General features: G+C 58.6%; 15 protein-coding genes. 6 read left to right on the top strand and 9 right to left on the bottom strand.

Annotation, left to right across the window (positions count from 1 at the left end):
* Positions 1-22: 22 nt before the first annotated feature.
* Together FOI68_RS11470 and FOI68_RS11465 are read left to right on the top strand one after the other, a co-directional pair.
* A complete protein-coding gene (locus tag FOI68_RS11470) occupies positions 23-1,774 on the top strand; it encodes an ABC transporter ATP-binding protein (RefSeq protein ID WP_143863251.1) in 1,752 nt (583 codons plus the stop codon).
* 14 nt (positions 1,775-1,788) lie between these two features.
* Positions 1,789-3,897 carry an ABC transporter ATP-binding protein gene (locus FOI68_RS11465; protein ID WP_143863270.1) on the top strand — a complete coding sequence of 703 codons (2,109 nt, stop codon included), beginning with the start codon at positions 1,789-1,791 and terminating at the stop codon, positions 3,895-3,897.
* Positions 3,898-4,021: 124 nt separating this feature from the next.
* On the opposite strand, the gene FOI68_RS23955 is transcribed toward FOI68_RS11465, so the two are convergent.
* On the bottom strand, positions 4,022-4,555 hold the full coding sequence (locus FOI68_RS23955; RefSeq protein ID WP_255433439.1) for a hypothetical protein: 534 nt from the start codon (positions 4,553-4,555) through the stop codon (positions 4,022-4,024).
* An 84-nt stretch (positions 4,556-4,639) separates the two neighbouring features.
* On the opposite strand from FOI68_RS23955, the gene FOI68_RS11455 reads away from it, so the two are divergent.
* Positions 4,640-5,413, top strand: a complete 774-nt coding sequence (locus tag FOI68_RS11455; protein WP_255433438.1) for an ABC transporter substrate-binding protein — start codon at positions 4,640-4,642, stop codon at positions 5,411-5,413.
* Between the two features lie 69 nt (positions 5,414-5,482).
* Here FOI68_RS11455 and FOI68_RS11450 read toward each other — a convergent pair whose 3' ends face one another.
* Positions 5,483-5,662, bottom strand: coding sequence for a small acid-soluble spore protein H (locus tag FOI68_RS11450; RefSeq protein WP_029100510.1), 180 nt, complete (start codon positions 5,660-5,662; stop codon positions 5,483-5,485).
* A gap of 168 nt (positions 5,663-5,830) precedes the next feature.
* Between FOI68_RS11450 and FOI68_RS11445 the strand changes: the two genes are divergently transcribed.
* Both FOI68_RS11445 and recQ read left to right on the top strand, forming a co-directional pair.
* On the top strand, positions 5,831-7,183 hold the full coding sequence (locus tag FOI68_RS11445; protein WP_143863249.1) for an MATE family efflux transporter: 1,353 nt from the start codon (positions 5,831-5,833) through the stop codon (positions 7,181-7,183).
* A gap of 107 nt (positions 7,184-7,290) precedes the next feature.
* Positions 7,291-9,072: a DNA helicase RecQ gene (gene recQ / locus FOI68_RS11440; RefSeq protein ID WP_143863248.1), complete on the top strand. Its 1,782-nt coding sequence runs from the start codon at positions 7,291-7,293 to the stop codon at positions 9,070-9,072.
* A 56-nt stretch (positions 9,073-9,128) separates the two neighbouring features.
* Here recQ and lplT read toward each other — a convergent pair whose 3' ends face one another.
* The 5 genes from lplT to FOI68_RS11415 all read right to left on the bottom strand — a co-directional run bounded on the left by lplT (position 9,129) and on the right by FOI68_RS11415 (position 15,164).
* A complete protein-coding gene (lplT, locus tag FOI68_RS11435) occupies positions 9,129-10,346 on the bottom strand; it encodes a lysophospholipid transporter LplT (protein ID WP_044897672.1) in 1,218 nt (405 codons plus the stop codon).
* The gene (locus FOI68_RS11430) at positions 10,343-12,457 is read right to left on the bottom strand and encodes an AMP-binding protein (protein ID WP_143863247.1); all 2,115 of its coding nucleotides are present in this window, start codon (positions 12,455-12,457) and stop codon (positions 10,343-10,345) included. Before FOI68_RS11430 ends, lplT begins: the two co-directional genes overlap by 4 nt.
* A 129-nt stretch (positions 12,458-12,586) precedes the next feature.
* Positions 12,587-13,225: a response regulator gene (locus FOI68_RS11425; protein WP_029100505.1), complete on the bottom strand. Its 639-nt coding sequence runs from the start codon at positions 13,223-13,225 to the stop codon at positions 12,587-12,589.
* 12 nt (positions 13,226-13,237) lie between these two features.
* Positions 13,238-14,623, bottom strand: a complete 1,386-nt coding sequence (locus FOI68_RS11420; protein WP_143863246.1) for a sensor histidine kinase — start codon at positions 14,621-14,623, stop codon at positions 13,238-13,240.
* 118 nt (positions 14,624-14,741) lie between these two features.
* The gene (locus tag FOI68_RS11415; protein ID WP_143863245.1) at positions 14,742-15,164 is read right to left on the bottom strand and encodes a DUF4275 family protein; all 423 of its coding nucleotides are present in this window, start codon (positions 15,162-15,164) and stop codon (positions 14,742-14,744) included.
* A 179-nt stretch (positions 15,165-15,343) separates the two neighbouring features.
* On the opposite strand from FOI68_RS11415, the gene fumC reads away from it, so the two are divergent.
* On the top strand, positions 15,344-16,732 hold the full coding sequence (fumC, locus tag FOI68_RS11410; RefSeq protein ID WP_143863244.1) for a class II fumarate hydratase: 1,389 nt from the start codon (positions 15,344-15,346) through the stop codon (positions 16,730-16,732).
* Between the two features lie 303 nt (positions 16,733-17,035).
* Here fumC and FOI68_RS11405 read toward each other — a convergent pair whose 3' ends face one another.
* Positions 17,036-19,216 (bottom strand): sensor histidine kinase, encoded by a 2,181-nt coding sequence (locus FOI68_RS11405; RefSeq protein WP_143863243.1) that lies wholly within the window; start codon positions 19,214-19,216, stop codon positions 17,036-17,038.
* A complete protein-coding gene (locus FOI68_RS11400) occupies positions 19,194-19,886 on the bottom strand; it encodes a response regulator transcription factor (RefSeq protein ID WP_143863268.1) in 693 nt (230 codons plus the stop codon). Before FOI68_RS11400 ends, FOI68_RS11405 begins: the two co-directional genes overlap by 23 nt.
* Between the last annotated feature and the right edge of the window lie 86 nt (positions 19,887-19,972).

Raw genomic sequence — 19,972 nt, 5'->3', positions numbered from 1 at the left:
AATGAATGAGGAGGGGAACAACATGCTGTCGGTCATACGAAAGCTCGGATGGTTTTTCAGGCAGGAGTGGAAGCGGTATACGCTGGCCGTGTCGCTGCTCATTTTTGTCGGCATCCTGGAGGTGATGCCGCCGATGATGGTGGGCCGCTCGATTGACGCCATTCAGCACGGGACGCTGACGTGGGCAGGGATGACGCAGACGCTGCTCTTGCTGGTCGGCATCGCGGTGGTCGTGTACCTCATCACCTACGTGTGGATGTATCAGTTGTTTGGAGGGGCGTTCGTGGTGGAGCGGCTGATGCGGTCCCGGCTGATGCGCCATTTTCTCAAGATGAGCCCGCCCTTTTTTGAACGGAACCGCACGGGTGACCTGATGGCGCGGGCGACGAACGACCTGCAGGCGATTTCGCAAACGGCCGGCTTTGGGATTTTGACGTTCATTGACTCCACGGTTTGGATGGCGACGCTCCTGGTGACGATGATTGCGTTTGTCTCCTGGAAGCTGACGCTGGCGGCCATTTTGCCGCTGCCGATCATGGCGGTCCTGATCCGTTTTTACGGGAAATGGATGCATGCGCGGTTTACGGCGGCGCAGGACGCGTTCGGGGATATGAATGACGGAGTGCTGGAGACGATCTCGGGCATTCGTGTGATCCGGGCCTACGTGCAGGAGCGGGCGGCGGAGAAGCATTTTGCCGACGTGACCCGGGACGTGCTGGAGAAGAATCTGGCCGTCGCCAGGATCGACTCCCTGTTCGAGCCCACGATCAAGATGTTTGTCGGGGCCAGTTACCTGATCGGGCTTGGGTACGGGGCCTCCCTGGTCTTTCACAACGAATTGACGATCGGCGGGCTGGTGTCCTTCAACGTGTACCTGGGCATGCTGATTTGGCCGATGTTCGCGATCGGCGAGATGATCAACGTGATGCAGCGGGGCAATGCCTCTCTGGACCGGGTCAATGAAACGCTCGGCTGTCCGCCTGACGTTCCCGAACCGGAGGAGACGATCGCGGTGGAACGTCCCGAACGGATCGCATTCAAACACGTGACGTTTCGCTATCCGACGTCTGCCGTCAACAATTTGGAGGACGTGACCTTTACCCTGGAAAAGGGGCAGACGCTGGGGCTGGTGGGACGCACCGGCAGCGGCAAAACGACGCTCGTCAAGCAGTTGCTGCGGGAATATCCGCCGGGAGAAGGGGTCGTCACCATCTCCGGCATCCCGATCGACCGGATCGACATGGACCGGCTGAAATCGTGGTACGGGTATGTGCCGCAGGAGCAGTTTCTGTTCTCAAGAACGGTGAGGAACAATATTGTATTTGGCAATGGCGGCGCGACAGCGGAGCAGTTGGACGACGCGATCGCGGCATCGGCCTTCCAAAAGGATTTGGCTTACCTCCCGCACGGGTTGGAAACGCTTGTCGGGGAAAAAGGCGTCGCGCTCTCGGGCGGACAGAAACAGCGGGTCTCCATCGCGCGGGCGCTGATTGCCGATCCGCCCATTCTCATCCTGGACGATGCGATGTCGGCGGTGGACGCGCGGACGGAAGCGGAGATCATCGCCAACATCCGCCGGGCGCGTGCCGGCAAAACGACGATCATCACGGCGCACCGGCTCTCCGCCGTTCAACACGCCGATCTTATCCTGGTGCTCGACGAGGGACGGATTGTGGAGCGGGGCACGCACGATCAGCTTATGGAACAAGGCGGCTGGTACAAGGAACAGTTTGAACGCCAGCAAGTGGAAGCAAAACTGACCGGGAGCGGGTGAAACAAAACGTGAGTATGGAGAAGGAACAGTTCGATTTGGAGATGGACCGGACCGCCGGCAGCCTGGCCAAAACAGGCAGGCGGTTGATGCGTTACGCGCTGCATTTCAAAACCTCGCTGATCCTGGCGCTGCTCATGCTGGCCGTCGCCGTGGGCACGGACCTGGCCGGGCCGCTCATCGCCAAGCGGATGATCGATGTGCACATTTCCGGCATCGAGCAGCCCTGGTATGAGACGAAGGCGGAAGGGCCGTATGCGGTCGCGTACGGCGAAACGCTGTACAAACGGGCGGACCGCTTTGCCGCCGACGAGCCGCGCGGTGCGGAGGTCAGGGTGCTGCAGGTGAACCGGGATTACTATTTTGTCGAAAGCCCGCTTGCTTTTGACGGCGATCGATCCATCACGGAAAACGGTCTCTTGGCGATCACAAAGGGGGAGCAGACGAAAACCTATGAAGCGCGCAGGCTGACTGCCGGGGAGATGTTCATGTTTTTCCGCCCGGAGATGAACGGGCTGCTTGATCTCTGCCGGGTCTATTTCGGGCTGCTCGTCATCTCGGCGCTGTTCAGTTACGGTCAGCGGTACCTGCTGCAGGCCACGGCCAACCGGATCATCCGAAAAATGCGGACGGACGTGTTCGCTCACATTCACCGGCTGCCAATCCGCTATTTTGACAACCTGCCGGCGGGAAAGGTCGTGTCGCGGATCACCAACGACACGGAATCGATACGCGAGCTGTACGTATCGGTGTTGGCCAACTTTTTTACCGGTTCGATTTACATGATCGGGGTGTTTGCCGCGCTTTTCGTGCTGGATGTCCGGCTGGCGGCGATCTGCCTGTTCATCGTGCCCGTGCTGGCGGTGTGGATGTACGCCTACCGGCTGTTCGCCAAGCGGTACAACCGCGTCATTCGCTCCACCGTCAGCGAAATCAACGCCATGATCAACGAATCGATCCAGGGGATTGCGGTGATTAAGGCGTTTCGCCGGGAGAAACAAACGGAGCGGGAGTTCGAGGAGTACAATACCCGCCACTTCACGTACCGGAGCAAGCTGCTCAGCTTGAACGCCCTGACCGGCCACAATCTGGTCGGGGTGATTCGGACGATCGCCTTTGTGGCGCTGATCTGGTATTTTGGCGGCGTCTCCATCGCCGGAGCGGAGGGAGCGATCTCGCTCGGCGTGCTGTATGCGTTTGTCGATTATCTGAACCGGCTGTTCCAGCCGATTGTCGGTATTGTGAATCAACTGCCCAACCTGGAGACCGCGCTTGTCTCCGCAGAGCGGGTATTCGTCCTGCTCGACGAGGAGGGCGAAGACGTCTCGGACCAGAAGATGGAGCGGTACCGGGGGAAAGTGACCTTCGAAGACGTATGGTTCGCCTACAAGGATGACGAGTATGTGCTCAAAGGCATTTCGTTCGAGGCGATGCCGGGACAGACGGTGGCGCTGGTCGGACATACGGGGTCCGGGAAAAGCTCCATCCTGAATCTGCTCTTCCGTTTTTATGACGCAAGCCGCGGACGCATTGCCATCGACGATCGGGACATTCGCGAGATGCCCCGGCAGACCGTGCGGGAGCACATGGGCATCGTGCTGCAGGACCCGTTCCTGTTTACGGGAACGATCGCGTCCAACGTGTCGCTGGGTGATCCTGCCATCTCCCGGGAGCGCGTGGAAAAGGTGCTGAGCGAGATTGGAGCGGATCGCCTGCTCAAGCATTTGCCCAACGGCATCGACGAGCCCGTGGTGGAAAAAGGCAGCACCCTGTCGGCGGGCCAGCGGCAGCTCATTTCGTTTGCCCGCGCGCTTGCATTTGATCCCGCCATCCTGATCCTGGACGAAGCCACCTCCAACATCGACACGGAAACGGAAGCGATCATCCAAGAGGCGTTGGACGTGGTGAAAAAGGGGCGGACGACGTTTATCATCGCGCATCGGCTGTCGACGATCAAACACGCCGATCTGATTCTCGTCCTGGACCGGGGCGAAATCGTGGAGCGGGGAGACCACGAGACGCTGATGAAGCTGGGCGGCCGCTATTATCACATGTATCAGCTTCAGCAGGGAGAGCGGGTGTCATTCAGCGAGACGACGGGGACACTGTCTCCGGGCATGGTGTAAACCGCGCAAGAACAAACTCCCTCGCAGCCGCAGCCGGCAGAGGGAGTTTGCCTGCAAGCAAGAGGGGATCACGTTCATGCGCGCGCATGGGGGAAGGACGTGCCGGATCGGACGGGAACCTTTTTCACCCGTCCCGCCTGTCTCCCATCGCCTCGGCGATGGCTTCCGCCAGCTTTTCGGGATGGTGGGAGCCGATAATCAGCAGTTTGTTGTCGTTCAACCGCAGTTTGACCCCGCGATTTCCGCTGACGATGTAGGCCCATCCGCCGGGAAACCATCTGATGCCCCATCCGCCAAAATCCCAGAACGGGCTGAATTGGCACACGTCATGCGACGCAATGTCCGCGTAGGGGATGCGGCGGCGGACGAAGGGGAAATAGCGGATCGACACCCCCTGTTCCGTTACCTCCACCACCAGTTTGGACAAGAACATCGCGGTGATCAGGAACGGAAGCACAATACCCAACAACATCCAGGTGATCCACGCTTCCGCCGCGGACATTGGCTCATCAACCGTTCTTCCCAAAAAAATCCGCTGGTAGAAATCGTACGAAAAGGTGGACACCATCAAGATATCGATGGCAATCACAATCGCCCACAGCCATATCTGCCGAAAACGCTGGACTTCGCGATAGTACACGGTTTCATCAGTACGCATTTCTCTGATCCTCCGCTTCCATCATGGGTTCCGTTCATCAGCATCCTTGTTTTGATTATACATCAATCATCACTGATATCCATCGTGCCGCATCCGTGTGATCTCCCCACGCCCTACGCCGATCACTTGTTTGCCATCGGTGAGACTGCGGCGGTCAAGGGTGTGGCCGGGCTGAAATCGCTCAGAAATTTTCCCGTCTACGAGGCGTATACAAAAGAGGGGAAGATTGCCGATCTGGGCGATGAGCCCCATTTGGAAAAAATCCTGGAGTTGAATCCGGATGTGATTATTGCCTGGGAAGGAGACGAAAACCGGTACGAGCAGTTGTCCAAAATTGCGCCGACGATCCTGATCCCGTCATCGGAAAATTGGCAGGTGACGATCATGCAGGTCGCTGCCGTCATGGGCGAAGAGGAAAAGGCGCAGCAATACATAGACAGCTATCGCCAAAAACTGAAGGACGTCGCCTCGTTGATGGAACAATCCGGCGAGAAGGGAAAAACGGCCCTGTTTTTGATGACGTGGGGCAAAGGATTTAACTACTATGGCGGGGTGCGCATGTCTCCATATTACAAGGAGCTCGGCTTTACGCCATTTGACAAAATGGGGGATTACGGCGAAATCAGCCTGGAGGGCGTAAGCGAGTTGAATCCGGATTACATTTTTCTGGGGGAGGACTTTACCCGCTCGGCGGACGTAGCGCTGAAGGAACTGGAGCAAAATCCGGTCTGGAAGAATCTGCGCGCTGTGAAGAACAACCGCGTGTTCGTTGTGGATACTGAAATCATGGGCCCGTTGGCGATGGGGCAGTACAAGGGTCTGGACGTGATCGAAAGCATCATGAAGGGCAGCAAATGACCGTTGGCGTTTCACCGCGAACAACGAAGAAACCTCCTTATCCGGAGGTTTCTTCGTTCTTTGCCTATCTTAATGCTCAATCAAACGATTCAACGGCACCGTCTGTTCCTTTTCCGGCTCACCCAGGGGATAGATGCGGGCCGTTTCGTTCTGTTCATCGACATGCTGGATGTAGACGGGAGTGCCGTCGCAGGTCACGTTTGCCATGACGGGGGAAGCGGCAATTTCTTTTGCCCGTTGTTTGTTCATCGTCCTGCCCTCCTTGTCGTTGTTGCCAGTGATATTGTGTGCCCCCGGCGTTATTCATATGCGGACGCGGACGGGATCGCATGGTAGAATAGAGCGGAGCCATCTTTTGGATGAGAGCGGGGCGGATCGATTTCGCCGCGTCTGCCGTTTTCGGAGGATGAACAAACCATGCATCAAACGCACACGCTCCAAGAAAAACTGCGTCAGTTCCTGTCCGTTCTGCTGCCGATTCTGGTCTCGCAGTTGGCCCTGTTTGCCATGACCTTCTTTGACACCATCATGTCGGGCCACGCCAGTCCCGTCGATCTGGCGGGCGTGGCGATCGGGTCGAGCATCTGGGTCCCGATTCAGTCGGGGCTGACCGGTATCCTGCTGGCGGTGACGCCGATGGTGGCCCAACTGGTCGGCGCCATGCGGAAGGATCAGGTGCCGTTTACGGTCATGCAGGCGCTCTATTTGTCCGTCGTGATCGCCGTCGCCGTCATCCTGTGCGGCGCGCTGGTTCTCCAGCCGATTTTGAACAGCATGAATCTGGAGACGGACGTTCGCGACATTGCCCGGCGATTCCTGATCGCGCTGTCGTTTGGCATCGTGCCCATGTTTGTCTACACCGTGCTGCGCTGTTTTATCGACGCGCTCGGCATGACGCGGGTGACGATGGTCATTACGCTGATTTCCCTGCCGATCAACGTCGCGTTGAACTACGTGCTCATTTTCGGGAATTTCGGGTTTCCCCGGCTCGGGGGCGTCGGTGCGGGGGTGGCATCGGCCATCACCTATTGGTGCATTGCCCTGATCAGCTTGTACGTGGTGCATCGCGTCGAGCCGTTTACCGAATACAGGATGTTTTCGCGGCTGTTCCGCGTGTCCTTGCCCGCGTGGAAAGAGCTGCTCCGGCTGGGCGTGCCGATCGGCTTCTCGATCTTTTTCGAGGTGAGCATTTTTGCCGCCGTCACGCTGCTGATGAGCCAGTTCAACACGGTCACGATCGCGGCTCACCAGGCGGCGATGAACTTCGCTTCGTTTATTTACATGGTGCCGCTGAGCATCTCCATGGCGCTCACCATCGTGGTCGGGTTTGAAGTGGGGGCGGAACGGTTCCGGGACGCGCGCCAGTACAGCTACCTGGGAATCGGGATCGCCCTGGTGATGGCGAGCTTGTTCGCCGTCGGGCTGTTCCTGTTTAGCGAACAGGTGGCCGGCTTTTACACGACCGACCCGGACGTGCTTCAGCTTACGCAGCAGTTCCTGATGTACTCAATTCTGTTTCTCCTGTCGGACGCGGTGGCTGCCCCGATCCAGGGCATTTTGCGCGGGTACAAGGACGTGACGGTCCCGTTCGTCGCCGCGCTTGTCTCCTACTGGGTGATTGGCCTGCCGCTCGGCTATCTCTTGGCCAACTACACCTCCCGGGCCGCGTTCGGGTATTGGATCGGCCTGATCGCCGGCCTGGCTGCGGGCGCCGTGTTTTTGTTCGGCCGGCTGCTTCTGATGCAGCGGCGGACGGTCAAAGCGACGTAGCTGTTTTTATCCCTGTCTCGCATGGTATAAGCAATCCGAGAGCAGTCCCCAAGCGCTCTCGGATGCTTTTTTGCGCAGACTCATGAAAAGTAAAGGGGTGGATCACGTTGTTGAAACAAGCAGAAGACATCCTGCACAAGCACTTCGGCTACCCGTCGTTTCGGGAGGGGCAAAAACAGATCGTCCACAGCCTGCTGTCCGGCCGCGATACCGTGGGCATCATGCCGACCGGGGGCGGGAAGTCCATCTGCTATCAGGTCCCGGCCCTGCTGTTTGACGGGCTGACGATCGTCATCTCCCCGCTCATCTCGCTGATGAAAGACCAGGTGGACGGGCTGGTCAGCGCGGGGATTCCCGCCACCCAGATCAACAGCACGCTGGATTACGCGGAAGTGCGCCGCCGGCTGGAGCACGCCCGCCAAGGGGCGTACAAGCTGCTGTATCTGGCGCCGGAGCGGCTGGAGTCGGAACACTTTCTTACCTGGGCCAACGAACTGCCCGTGTCGTTTGTCGCGGTCGATGAAGCCCACTGCGTCTCGCAGTGGGGGCACGATTTCCGCCCCAGCTATCTGGCGGTTGCCCGGTTCGTCCAATCGCTGCCGAAACGGCCCGTCGTGGCGGCGCTGACGGCTACGGCTACGCCCGAAGTGACGGAGGACATCCGCCGGCTGCTCGGGCTGCGGGACGAAGCCGTCTTCATCTCCGGCTTTGCCCGGGACAACCTGGTCTTGTCCGTGCGCAAAGGTGAGGACCGCCGCCGCTTTGTGCTGGACTATCTGCGGGCCCATCCAGAGCAGGCCGGTATCGTCTATGCGGCGACCCGCAAAGAGGTGGACGGGCTGTACGAGTACTTGCGGGAGCGAGGGTTGTCCGTCACCCGCTACCACGCCGGCCTGAGTGAAGCGGAGCGGGCGGGCAACCAGGAGGCGTTTCTGTTTGACGACGTCCGGACGATGATCGCCACCAACGCGTTTGGCATGGGCATCGACAAGTCCAACGTCCGCTACGTGATCCACTACAACATGCCGAAAAATCTGGAAGCCTACTACCAGGAAGCCGGACGGGCGGGCAGGGACGGCGCCACAAGCGAGTGCATCCTGCTGTTTCACCCGCAGGATATCCAGACGCAAACGTTTTTGATCGAGCAGAACCAGCTCGCGGACGAGCGGAAAGAAGCCGAATACAAAAGGCTGTACGCGATGATCGATTACTGCCGGACGCCCCGGTGCCTGCAGCAGCACATCGTGCAGTACTTCGGCGAGACGTCGGCGCAGGTCTGCGGCCGATGCGGCAACTGCACCAACGAGGCGGAACTGGCGGACATCACGGTGGAGGCGCAAAAGATCTTTTCCTGCGTCAAGCGGATGAGGGAACGCTTCGGCGTCTCGCTGACGGCCCAGGTATTGAAAGGCTCGAAAAACAAGAAAGTGGCCCAGTTCGGCTTTGACAAGATGCCCACCTATGGGGTGATGAGCGAGTACACGGAGCAGGAGATTGCCGACCTGATCCATCTGCTGATTGCCGAGGGATATCTGGGCATGACGGAAAGCCGTTACCCGGTCGTGACGCTGGCGGAAAAGGCGATCCCCGTGCTGAGAGGGGAAGAAAAGGTGTGGCAAAAGGTATGGGTCCGCCCCTCCAGGCAGGAAGAAGACGACGAGCTGTTTGAGCGGCTGCGGCGGCTTCGCAAGGAGATTTCCCAGCGTGAAGGCGTGCCGCCCTACGTCATCTTCCACGACAGCACCTTGCAGGAAATGAGCCGGCTGTGTCCGACCGACAAACGGGCGATGCTTGGCGTCAAAGGCGTCGGCGAGTCGAAGTTTGAGAAGTACGGCGCGATGTTTTTGGCGTGCTTGCAGGCGTACGCCAATGAGAAGGCCGGTGTGTGAACACGCCGCCCGCACAGCAAAAAGCCGTGACACGAAGCGCGTCACGGCTTTTCCCATTACAGGCCCGCGCTGCTTTCCGCCCGGCCGCGGGCAAGCCGCTTCGTCTGACCGTTGAGATAGAGCAGAAAGATCAGCAGCAGGAGCCCCTGTGCCACGATTGCGGCCGATACGGAGGCGCCGAGGTAGACGATGATGTAGTAGAGGCCGGAGCCGACCAGCATGAGGATGTTTTCGACGAAATTCTGGATCGCGATCGTCTGCCCGGTACCGACGACCTTTTTTCCTTCCTCCTGCAGGACGGTGTTCATCGGGACGATAAACACGCCGCCCATGAAGCCGACCAAAAGCAGGAACAGGATGGCGATCGCCGTGACGTGAAACCAGGGGAACAGCAGAATCAGCAGGAACATCCCGAATCCGTAGACAACCGAACGGTAGAACCGGTTCAGCGGGATCAGCCGGGGCGCGAGAAACGCGCCGAAGATGATCCCGATCGAGGTGGTGGCCAGGATCAGCGAGACGGAAAAGCTCTCCGGATGGATGCCGAGCGCGGCGGGAATCCAGGCTAGCACCGCGACCCGCAGAACGGCCGAGCTCATCCAGAACGCGCCGGTGCCGATCAGGGAGAAGCTGGTCTCCGGCCGTCCCATCAACTGCCGGAAGTTGTGGAAGAACCGCCGCGCCTCCGCGCCGTAGCGAATCCGGGGGTTGCCGTTGAGGCGCGGGATAAAAAACGTCATCGCCACGGAACAGACGTACAGGGCCATGCAGATCAACGAGGAGATCAGGGGAGGCGTCATCGAGGCGATGGCCCCTCCGCCGCCGATCCCGGTCAAAATGGCGATGATCGTGTACGCTTCGATTCGGGCGTTGGCGCGGAACAGGTCGTCTTCGCTGTGCGTCAGCTCCGGCAGAATCCCGTACTTGGCCGGGGAGTAGACGACAGCCCCCACCCCGACCGTGAAGTAGCTGAGCATCAGCATCAGGATGCTGGCGTGGTCGGTCACCAGCAGCAGCAGGACGCCGAGCGCCTTGATCAGGTTGCCGATCACCAGCACCACCGATTTGGGATGCTTGTCGGCAAACGGGCCGACGACCGGGGCGAGGACAATGTACGGCAGGAAAAACGACATCGAGACGAGTGCGAGCATCGCGGGAGAAAAGCCGTTCTCCCGCAGCAGATTGGCGATCACGAACAAAATCATGTTGTCGGCAAACGCGGACAAAAACTGCGTAACGTACAGGGCCTGAAGCGGCTGCCATCTCGTCTTCACGACGCGTTCCTCCCTTGTTCGGCCAACTGTTTCAGCGCGACGTAATCGGTTTTGCCGCTGCCCAGGAGCGGCAGTTGTTTGATGACGTGCACGGCGGACGGCAGCAGCAGGGGAGAAAACTGCCTCTCTGCCAGGTACGCCCGCAGCCGGTCCGTGCGCACGGATTCGTCGGTCGTGTACAGCACGATTTTTTCGCCCCTGCGCGGGTCGCTGACGGCGATGGCGGCCAGCTCGGAGTGGCCGAAACACTGGGCGGCCAATTCTTCCACCAGGTTGAGCGAGACCATCTCGCCGGCGATTTTGGCGAAGCGCTTCAACCGCGACTGGATCGTGAGAAAGCCGTCGGCATCCTGTTCCACCAGATCGCCTGTCGGGTACCAGTCGTCTGCCGGGAGGAAACCCTTGCCGTGAATCAGGTACCCTTTCATCACGTTGGGCCCTTTGACCAGCAGATGGCCGCCTCGGGCGATGCCCTCCACCGGCTCCAGACGGGATTCGATGCCGGGCAGCAGCCGTCCGACGGTACCCGGCCTGTTGGCCAGCGGCGTATTGAGCGACAGGATCGGAGACGTCTCCGTCGCGCCGTAGCCTTCAAAAATCCGCACCCCGAATTTCTCCATCCACAACTGCCGGACATCCGGTTTCAGCTTCTCCGCACCGGCGAAGACGTAGCGGAGCGAATAGAAGTTGTAGGGATGGGCGGCTTTGCCGTACCCGGCCAGGAAGGTGGAAGTGCCGAACAGGATCGTCGCATTCTGGTCGTAGCACAGTTCGGAGATCACCTTGTAATGCAGCGGGCTGGGGTACAGAAAGACCGGGACCCCGGCGACGACCGGAAGCAGGGTGCCTGCCGTCAGCCCAAAGCTGTGAAACATCGGCAGCGCGTTGAAAATCTTGTCGCGGGCGGTGATGTCGATCACGCTGGTCACCTGCTGGATATTGGCGTACACATTGGTGTGCGTCAGGACGACGCCTTTCGGTTTGCTTTCGCTGCCCGAGGTGAACAGGATCAGTTCGTTGGCGCCTGCCTGCGACCGCTGGCCGGTCAGGTAGCGGAAAAGGGCGGTGAGCTTGTTGCCGGTGGTCGCGGAGGCTTTCACATCCTCCAGGTAGATGATCGCGACGCGCTCGGAAAGGCCCTGGATCAGATGCTCCAGCTTCCCTTTTTCGATAAACACGCGGGAGGTCAGGACCGTGTGGATGCCCGCCGTCTCGCAGCAGTCCAGGAGTGACCGGACGCCGAGCGAGAAATTCAGGATCGCGGGGGTGATTCCCACCCGAAACAGGGAGAGCAGGGTGACCAGATGACCGACCGAGTTGGGCAGGAGCACGCCGACGGTCCGTTTGCCGGCCAAGAGCGTGTTCCACTTGTCGCCGAGCAGGTAGCTGGCGATCAGCAGGGTGCGATAGCTGACGGAGGAGGTCAGATCCTTGGCGATCATCTGCCTGGCGCCGTGGATGCGGGCCGCTTCCAGCACTTCGTCAAACAGGTTGACGTCCTGCTTCATCCGCGCCCGGAACAGCTCGGTCTGCAGCGTGCGCAGGATCAAGTCGCTCGCCGCCGCCTTCTGCTCGCGCATCGATTCGTGTTCGTTCTTCTGCAGGGTGAACGGCGTGCCGACGGAAATGGTCACTTTCGGGAACCAGGCGATCCGCACTTTGCCTTTCAGATAGGAGAACACCGACCGTTCCAGCCCCTGGATGATGACCGGATAGACGGGAGCGCCGGTGCGCATGGCCAGATAGCCGACGCCGCTGTAGATTTTCATCAGGCCGCCGGTGGTGGTGATCCGTCCTTCCGGAAAAATCACCAGCGATTCACCGTTTTTGAGCACCCGCAGCATGTGCCGAATCGAGTAGGGGTTGAGCGGGTCGACCGTAACGTGCTTGCGGAAGCGAAGGAAAAAGGCGAATCTTTTGGCGATTTCGGTGTTGGCCACAAAAGTGGTGGTGGACGGCAGGACAAAGGCCAGCAGGACCGCGTCCAGGAGCGAGACGTGGTTGGGGATGATGATGCAGGGCCGGGAGACGTCCAGTTTGTCGAGGCCCCGGAAGCGGGGGCGGAACCAGAGATAAAGAATCCACTTGACGAATCCATACATGAGTGCCATTACGGACCACACCTTTACGAAAAAATAAGTGCTTGCAGCTTTCATTCTAAGGAGTGGCCCCGGCAAAAAAAGTACCAACTTTCATTGGTACCTGGTCATAACACCTGCTGGGGGCATGGTGGACGCGCCTCAGAGCATCTTTTTCTGCTTCGCTTTGGCGGCCGCTTCCTTGCTTGTTTTGACGCCCATTTTTTTCAAAATTCGGTTGATGTGATTTTTGATCGTCCGCCTGGTGATGTGCAGGGTCTGTTCAATCTGGGACTGGGTGCGGCCCTGGTCGATCAGCCGCAGGATGTCTTTCTCCGCCGGGGAGAGCAGCTTTTGGGCCTCTTCCTGTTTCAAGCGCAGAAACTCGCTGCGCAAAGCGGCGGCCGCGGTGGGGTGGATCGCCGATTGGCGGTGGTGGGCCGCCCGGATGGCATCGGGGATCTCCTTGAAGTTTGCCTTGCTGATGTAATTGACGGCACCCGCGGAAAAGGACTCGACGATCACGTCTTGCGCCGTCAGGGAGGTCAGCATGATGATGCAGCAGTCGTCCCGCATGTCGGCGAAGGCAAGCGCGGTGTCGATACCGTCCAGATTGTTTTCGCTCAAATTGATGTCCATCAGGACCACGTCGGCTTCGCAGCGTTCAAACCGCTCGATCGCCTCTTCCTTGGACCCGGCTTCGCCGACGACGGCGATGTCGGCTTCCCGGTTGAGATAATCGGCCAGGCCTGTTCGCCAGGCCGGGTCGTCCTCCACGAGAAACACGCGGATTTTTTCCATCGTTTTCACCTCCTAGGCCTCCGCTCTGCCGGCTCGTGCGACACGCCTGCGCGGGAAGAACAGAAACGCGGTCGTACCTTTGTCCTTGACGCTGTATATCTCCAGCATGCCCTGGTGCTTTTGCATCACGTTGTAGCAGTAGGACAGCCCCAGGCCGAAGTTTTGGCCGGTCTTCTTGGTGGAAAAAAACGGGTCGAACACGTAGGGCAGATGCTCCTGGGCAATGCCCACGCCCGTATCGGCCACCGCGATGACCAGGTGCTTGTTGGACAAGAACATCTGCAGCGTGAGCGTGCCGCCCGCTTTCATCGCCTCCAGGGCATTCATGCAGAGGTTGGTGAGAATCTCCCTGAGCTGCACCGGATCACAGGTGAGCCGCAGCGTCTCGTCCAACTCGGTGACGATGTGGACGCGCTGCTTGTCGGCGCAAGGCTTTAGCACGTGCAGCACCTGGGCAATCACTTCGCCGGGGTTCACGGTTTCCTCGCGCAGCACGATGTCCTGCAGTTGTCCCTGAATCCGGTTGGCCATATTCAGAATATGCTGGGCCGATTGGGTCAAAATCCGCGCGTCTTCCTGCAGGGCCGGCTGGTTGGTCTCGGCGGCGCGGGATTGAATCCGGTCGGCGTAGAGCAGGATTTTGCCCACTTCGTTCTTGATCGTGTGGTTGACGATCTGCGCCCCGGAGGTCATCGCCCGCAGCGTGCTGTCCAGGCGCCGCTTTTCCACGCGCAGCTTCACGCCGAGAAACCCGTACTTCACGCTGATGAATAAAATCAGAAAAAACTGAATTCCGACGACCAGGCTGTTGTACCGCCAGGCGTCGTACAGGTTTTGCGTCCGCATCACGTAGATCAGGATGAACACGAACAGCAGGGGAATGATGACGAGCATGTTGGTAAACAGACGGCTCTTTTTGACGAGCGGGTCCTTTTCCTTCCGGTACAGCAGCACGAGCATCAGACTGGCCGCGATGAAATAGGGAAAGACCCAGGCGACCATGATCCAGTAGTTGAACGCGAGCACCGGGTAGATCGGCGTGATCGCCCACATGACCAGCGGCGGGACGAGGGCGGCGTACTGAATCAGCCGCTTCGTCTTACGCGTGAACCAATCGCCGGAGTGGACGGCGAACATGAGATACGTGTACGGCAGCCCCACCTGACAGAGAAAGGAGGCGCTTCGGCTGGTGAACAGCAGCAAAAACGCCAGCGCCGGATAGCGGGCCGCGTAGTCCTGCACCAGCGGATACAGCGTCTCGTCGATTACGGCGGAGAAAAAGCCGCCTCCCCCGACAAACGCGGTCGCGCTCCCCCAGCGGGCGGACGTGCTTTTCGGATCGGTAAAGAGGACAAATAACCCGAAGGCCCAGATGGCCAGCAAGATCAAGATCATCATCGCGGAAGTCTCCTGTCATTCGTCTACGCTTATTATACCGCAACGGGGGAGAAGGGGGAGACGGCAGATTCCGGGCAGGCGTTCGCGCTGCGGGCGGTGCCGCGTTCGCTTGCTTCCGTTACGATTTGCGGCTAAAGTAAGGACCGCACCAGCCGGTCTCGTGTGTTCGCACATACGTCCAGGTAAATTCTTTATCGACAACGTACACATCCATTTCGTTCAGGAGGTCATCCGCGGTTAGCATGGAGGAGTTCTCCAGAATGAACGCATCGTCCGAATTTTGATAAAACAAGAAACACGCCTTCTTTGGCTCTTCGTTGAAGGCTTTTTCGGCGCTATCTCCCTCCAAACACGCTTTTTTCCCGTAACTGAACAAGTGCCATAAATAGCCATGGGCAACATTCAGATAAATGGAGCGTTTCTCGTCATCACTCAGATGATTGGCAAAGTGATGTTCCCATTGGTTTCGCAGGTACGTTCCCCATTTTGGTATGTCCGTAACCCTTACTTTTTTCATGCGAAGCAAATCAACAAGATCCATACACGACCTCCACATTCTCATGAACTGACGCATTTATCGTACCATTGGCGTCAACATTGTTGAACGAAACATCCGTTCATTCCGTAAAAACGGTGCCGAGGCATGCAAGAAAAGAAACATGTGAAAAGAGGCGCGTTGGACATCATATACTGTGCATATCCCATTAAGGAGGAAGCCGCATGGAGTACAGAATCGAAAGGGATACCCTGGGAGAAATGAGGGTGCCCGCGGACAAACTGTGGGGGGCGCAGACGCAGCGCAGCTACCAGAACTTCCGGATCGGCACGGAACGGATGCCCCGGGAGATCATTCGGGTGTTTGCCGTATTGAAGAAAAGCGCGGCTTTGGTCAATCAGCGGCTGGGCAAACTGGACAGCGACAAGGCGGAGGCCATCGCGGCGGCGGCCGATGAGGTGCTGCAGGGGAAGTGGGACGAGCATTTTCCCCTGGTGGTCTGGCAGACCGGCAGCGGCACGCAGTCCAACATGAACGTGAACGAAGTGATCGCCAACCGGGCCAACCAGCTTCTGGAGCAGCGGGGAAGCGCCCTGCGGGTCCATCCCAACGACGATGTCAACAAGGCGCAAAGCTCCAATGACACGTTTCCGACGGCGATGCACGTCGCCGGGCTGATCGCCGTCGAAGACCAGGTGCTGCCCGCTCTGGCCGCCCTCAAGGAAACGCTGCGCCAGAAGAGCGAGGAGTACCGGGACGTGATCAAGATCGGCCGCACCCATCTGCAGGACGCCACCCCGCTGACGCTGGGACAGGAGATCAGCGGCTGGCACCGCATGCTGGAAAAAAGCGAACGGATGATCACGGAGAGCGCGGAATACCTCCGGGAGCTGGCGATCGGCGGCACGGCCGTCGGCACCGGCATCAACGCTCATCCCCGGTTCGGCGAAATGGTGGCGGAAGAGATCAGCAGGCTGACGGGGAAGCGCTTTGTCTCCGCGGTCAACAAGTTCCACGCCTTGACCAGCCACGATGAGCTGGTTCACGTCCACGGCGCGTTCAAAGCGCTTGCCGCCGATCTGATGAAAATCGCCAACGACGTCAGGTGGCTGGCCAGCGGTCCGCGCTCCGGCATCGGCGAGATCACGATTCCGACCAATGAGCCGGGCAGCTCCATCATGCCCGGCAAGGTGAATCCGACGCAGAGCGAAGCGCTCACGATGGTCGTCTGCCAGGTGATGGGCAACGACGCGGCGATCGGATTTGCCGCCAGCCAGGGCAACTTTGAGCTGAACGTGTTCAAGCCGGTGATCATCTACAATTTCCTGCAATCGGCTCGGCTGCTGGCTGACGCCATGCGCTCGTTTTGCGACAACTGCGCAGTCGGAATCGAACCGAACCGGCCGGTGATCGAGCGGAATCTGGAACGCTCGCTGATGCTGGTCACCGCGCTGAACCCGCACATCGGCTACGAAAAGGCGGCGACCGTCGCGAAGCTGGCCCACCAGGAAGGGATCACGCTGCGGGAGGCGGCGGTCAAAAGCGGGATGTTGACGGCGGAGGAGTTCGACCGGATCGTTCGGCCGGAGAACATGATTCATCCGAAAGAATAGCAAGCAGGGGGCATCAAGATGCCCCAAGACCGAAGACAAACCAATTGGATCGAAGGAGAAGCATGTTTCCAGGCAGAGCGACTTGTGAGCCCTACCGAGCGGAGCAGCGAATTGCGGGAAAAAGGAGCGCCACCTTGGAATGGGCTGCGAAGCGGTGCGGCTTTGTCGATCCCCCGCAAATCGGTGCGGAGCGTGCAGTCCGGCTTCCCGGCTGGGCGAGCACGGAGCGGATGCCGGAAACGTGCTTCTCCTCCCAGCAGTCACTTTGTCTGCACACTGAGGGGCATCAAGATGCCCCCTTCGTCACGCCTTTTGAAACTCGACGATCACTTTGAACAGATCGCCGTCCAGCTCGATGGCCAGCCGCCCTCCCTGCAGTTCCATGATGCTTTTGGCGATGGCCAGTCCCAGACCGGAGCCTTCCGTGTGGCGCGATTGGTCGCCTCGTTTGAAGCGTTCAAACAGTTCGTCCGGGTCAAACTCAATCTCGTAGGCGGAGACGTTTTTCATCGTCAGCACGACGCTGTTCGCCTGTTCGGTCAGCGAGATGTAGACCCTGGTGTGGGGCAGCGCGTACTTTAGGACGTTGCCGATGAGATTTTCAAAGACCCGCCAGGTTTTTTTCCCGTCGGCCAGCGCGTGGATGTGCGGCTTCTCCGTCTGGACCCGGAACGTCAACGAGGATTCGGCGATGGCATCGCTGAACTCCGCCAGGGCCTGATTGAGCAGGGCGGCCACATTGACCCGCTCCATATGCAGCTCGACGGACCCGCTCGCCATTTTGGACGCTTCAAAGAGGTCGTCGATCAGCACCTTCAGCCTGTGGGTTTTGCGTTCCAGCACATTGACGTAGCTGCTGACCTCTTCCGGCGACAGATCGGGGCGTTTCAGCAGATTCACGTAGTTGACGATGGAGGTGAGCGGCGTTTTCAAATCGTGCGAAACGTTGCTGATCAGCTCCGTTTTGAGGCGCTCGCTCTTCATCTGGCTTTCCAGGGCGTGGCCCAGTCCCAGCTTGATATTGTTCAGGCAGCGGGCCAGATGGGCGAGATTCCCTTTGCCGCGTTCTTCGATGAGAGAATCCAGATTGCCGGCCGCCATTTCGTCCGCCCCCCGGAGAATGTTGTTCAGCAGGGCGACCCGGCGGAGGATGTACGGCAGCACGGCTGCAAGGTACAGCAGCGAATAGCATGCCCCCACCAAAAACAGCCGCTCCGATCCATAATGAAGGCCTATCAGAACAAAACCCATGCCCGTTCCCAGGCCGATCGTCAGCACAAAGATGAGGCTGGCCTTGAAAAATACGGATCGATTGGCGAAGCTCTCTGCCAGAAGCGTGCGGAATTTTCGATACAAGCTGGACTCCCATTGCTGCCGGAGGAGCGTGTGGTCGTTGATCAAACGCCATGCCTCTTTTGCGTTTAGCCCCAGATAGGCGATGCATGCCGCCGTAAAGGAAAGCGTCGTCACATGTTCCAGGCCGATGGGAAAATAGAAGAACGATTCGTCCCTGACCCAGCTCAGTGTGACCAGCCCGACCGCGAGAACTGTCGCGCCTCTTGCATCGAGGGGAACCCGCCGCAACAAGGAGGCGCATCTGTCGGCAAGCGGAAAATCCAACGGACTGCGCTTCCGCAGATAAACGAAGAGTCCAACTGCCGCGATAACACTTACGGCCAACAGGATACATTCGTTCAGCAGTCGCTCCCGTATGCCGAGCGCATAGGCGTAATCGTCTTGAAACCGGGAGTAACCCGCGGCCGCTTGGGGGATAATCAAATACCCCTCGAGATTGTTGGCGAGAAAGAATTCATTTGCCTGCTGTATCTGGTAATCGCTCGGCGAAGCCAGTGGGAAATGGATCGAATAGGCCGCCTTTTTCTGCAGGTTCCTGATGATGTTGAGGTCGTAGGAATGGTTGGTGTATACCTCGCCCGTATTCCGATCCTTGATGTAGTATTTGATGGTGTCGCCTCTGACGGCCAACGCTTTTTTCGCCTGTTCATACTCCTGATCCCGGGCGGCTGCCAATGTCATGATTCGCTCATCCATCTGCTTTTGATTTTCCTGCTTCACTCGGGCCAGTTCCTGATCGCGCGCCTGCGCGAGTCTGCCAGCTTCGGCGTGATTGCCGCTGCGCTCCGCCTCCATGATGTTGGCCTCATAGCGTCCCTTAATCTCCGCTTCTTTCTCCCGGAGATCGGCCGCAAACGTCTCTCGGATTTGCTCCAGCGTATCGGCGCCAACCTTTTCAGTCACGGTCAGTTTGGGATCATTCTTCTCCTTGAAATGAACCGTTATGGCCAGGTTAACGACTTCCGTCAACTGTTGGTGAAAGGAAGGGCTGCGAAAGTAATAATCCTTGTCCAGGTATTCTCGGTGCCGGATCACATCGGCCGCCGCAAGCAAGGCCAGAGCCGACAGGTGGAAAAGCAGGACCAGCGCGATGACCGGCCCGTATTTATTTTTCAATCTTGTAGCCAATGCCCCACACCACCTTGAGATATTGAGGTTCTTTCGGGTTGATCTCGATTTTTTCGCGAATTCTTCTCACGTGCACGGCCACCGTGTTATCCGCGTTCAGGCAGGGCTCCTTCCACACTTTTTCGTAAATCTCTTCGATCGAAAAGACCCTGCCCCTGTTCTCCATCAAAAGCTCCAAAATCTTGTATTCCGTAGGGGTGAGCCTTGCTTCCTCGCCGTCCACATACACGGTTTTTTCCCGCTTGTTCAAGACGAGTCCCCGCACCCGGATTTCGTCTTCGCGGGCGGTGTAGTTGCCCAGATAGGTGTATCGCCTCAACTGCGATTTCACCCGGGCAACAAGCTCCAGCGGATTGAACGGTTTGGTCACGTAATCGTCGGCACCGATGGTCAGCCCCAGAATCTTGTCGGTATCTTCCGATTTGGCCGACAGCATGATAATCGGGATGTTTTTGCTTTCCCGAATGGCAAACGTCGCTTTCAATCCGTCCATCTGCGGCATCATGATGTCCAGGATGATCAGATGAACCTCTTCCTGCTCCAAAACCGCCAGGGCCTCCTGCCCGTTACCTGCTTTCAGCACGTGGATGTCTTCGCTTTTCAGATAAATCTCGATCGCGTCCCGGATTTCCGCTTCGTCGTCCACGACCAGGACATTGTACGTTGGCATGATCATCACCCGTCTTCCCTCGTCAATTTCGTCGTGTAGCGGAGCCAGCTCTATCTTACCGAGAATATTTTACAAATCGGCTGTAA

The organism is Brevibacillus sp. LEMMJ03 (genome assembly GCF_007197875.1).
GTDB classification, from domain to species: Bacteria; Bacillota; Bacilli; order Brevibacillales; family Brevibacillaceae; genus Brevibacillus; species Brevibacillus thermoruber.
This window is presented reverse-complemented; position numbering and strand designations above follow the sequence as displayed.

Coding starts and splice junctions, on each gene's coding strand:
- FOI68_RS11470 (WP_143863251.1), top strand. CDS start 23: ATGCTGTCGGTCATACGAAAGCTCGGATGGTTTTTCAGGCAGGAGTGG.
- FOI68_RS11465 (WP_143863270.1), top strand. CDS start 1,789: ATGGAGAAGGAACAGTTCGATTTGGAGATGGACCGGACCGCCGGCAGC.
- FOI68_RS23955 (WP_255433439.1), bottom strand. CDS start 4,555: ATGCGTACTGATGAAACCGTGTACTATCGCGAAGTCCAGCGTTTTCGG.
- FOI68_RS11450 (WP_029100510.1), bottom strand. CDS start 5,662: ATGAACAAACAACGGGCAAAAGAAATTGCCGCTTCCCCCGTCATGGCA.
- FOI68_RS11445 (WP_143863249.1), top strand. CDS start 5,831: ATGCATCAAACGCACACGCTCCAAGAAAAACTGCGTCAGTTCCTGTCC.
- FOI68_RS11430 (WP_143863247.1), bottom strand. CDS start 12,457: ATGGCACTCATGTATGGATTCGTCAAGTGGATTCTTTATCTCTGGTTC.
- FOI68_RS11425 (WP_029100505.1), bottom strand. CDS start 13,225: ATGGAAAAAATCCGCGTGTTTCTCGTGGAGGACGACCCGGCCTGGCGA.
- FOI68_RS11420 (WP_143863246.1), bottom strand. CDS start 14,623: ATGATGATCTTGATCTTGCTGGCCATCTGGGCCTTCGGGTTATTTGTC.
- FOI68_RS11415 (WP_143863245.1), bottom strand. CDS start 15,164: ATGGATCTTGTTGATTTGCTTCGCATGAAAAAAGTAAGGGTTACGGAC.
- fumC (WP_143863244.1), top strand. CDS start 15,344: ATGGAGTACAGAATCGAAAGGGATACCCTGGGAGAAATGAGGGTGCCC.
- FOI68_RS11400 (WP_143863268.1), bottom strand. CDS start 19,886: ATGCCAACGTACAATGTCCTGGTCGTGGACGACGAAGCGGAAATCCGG.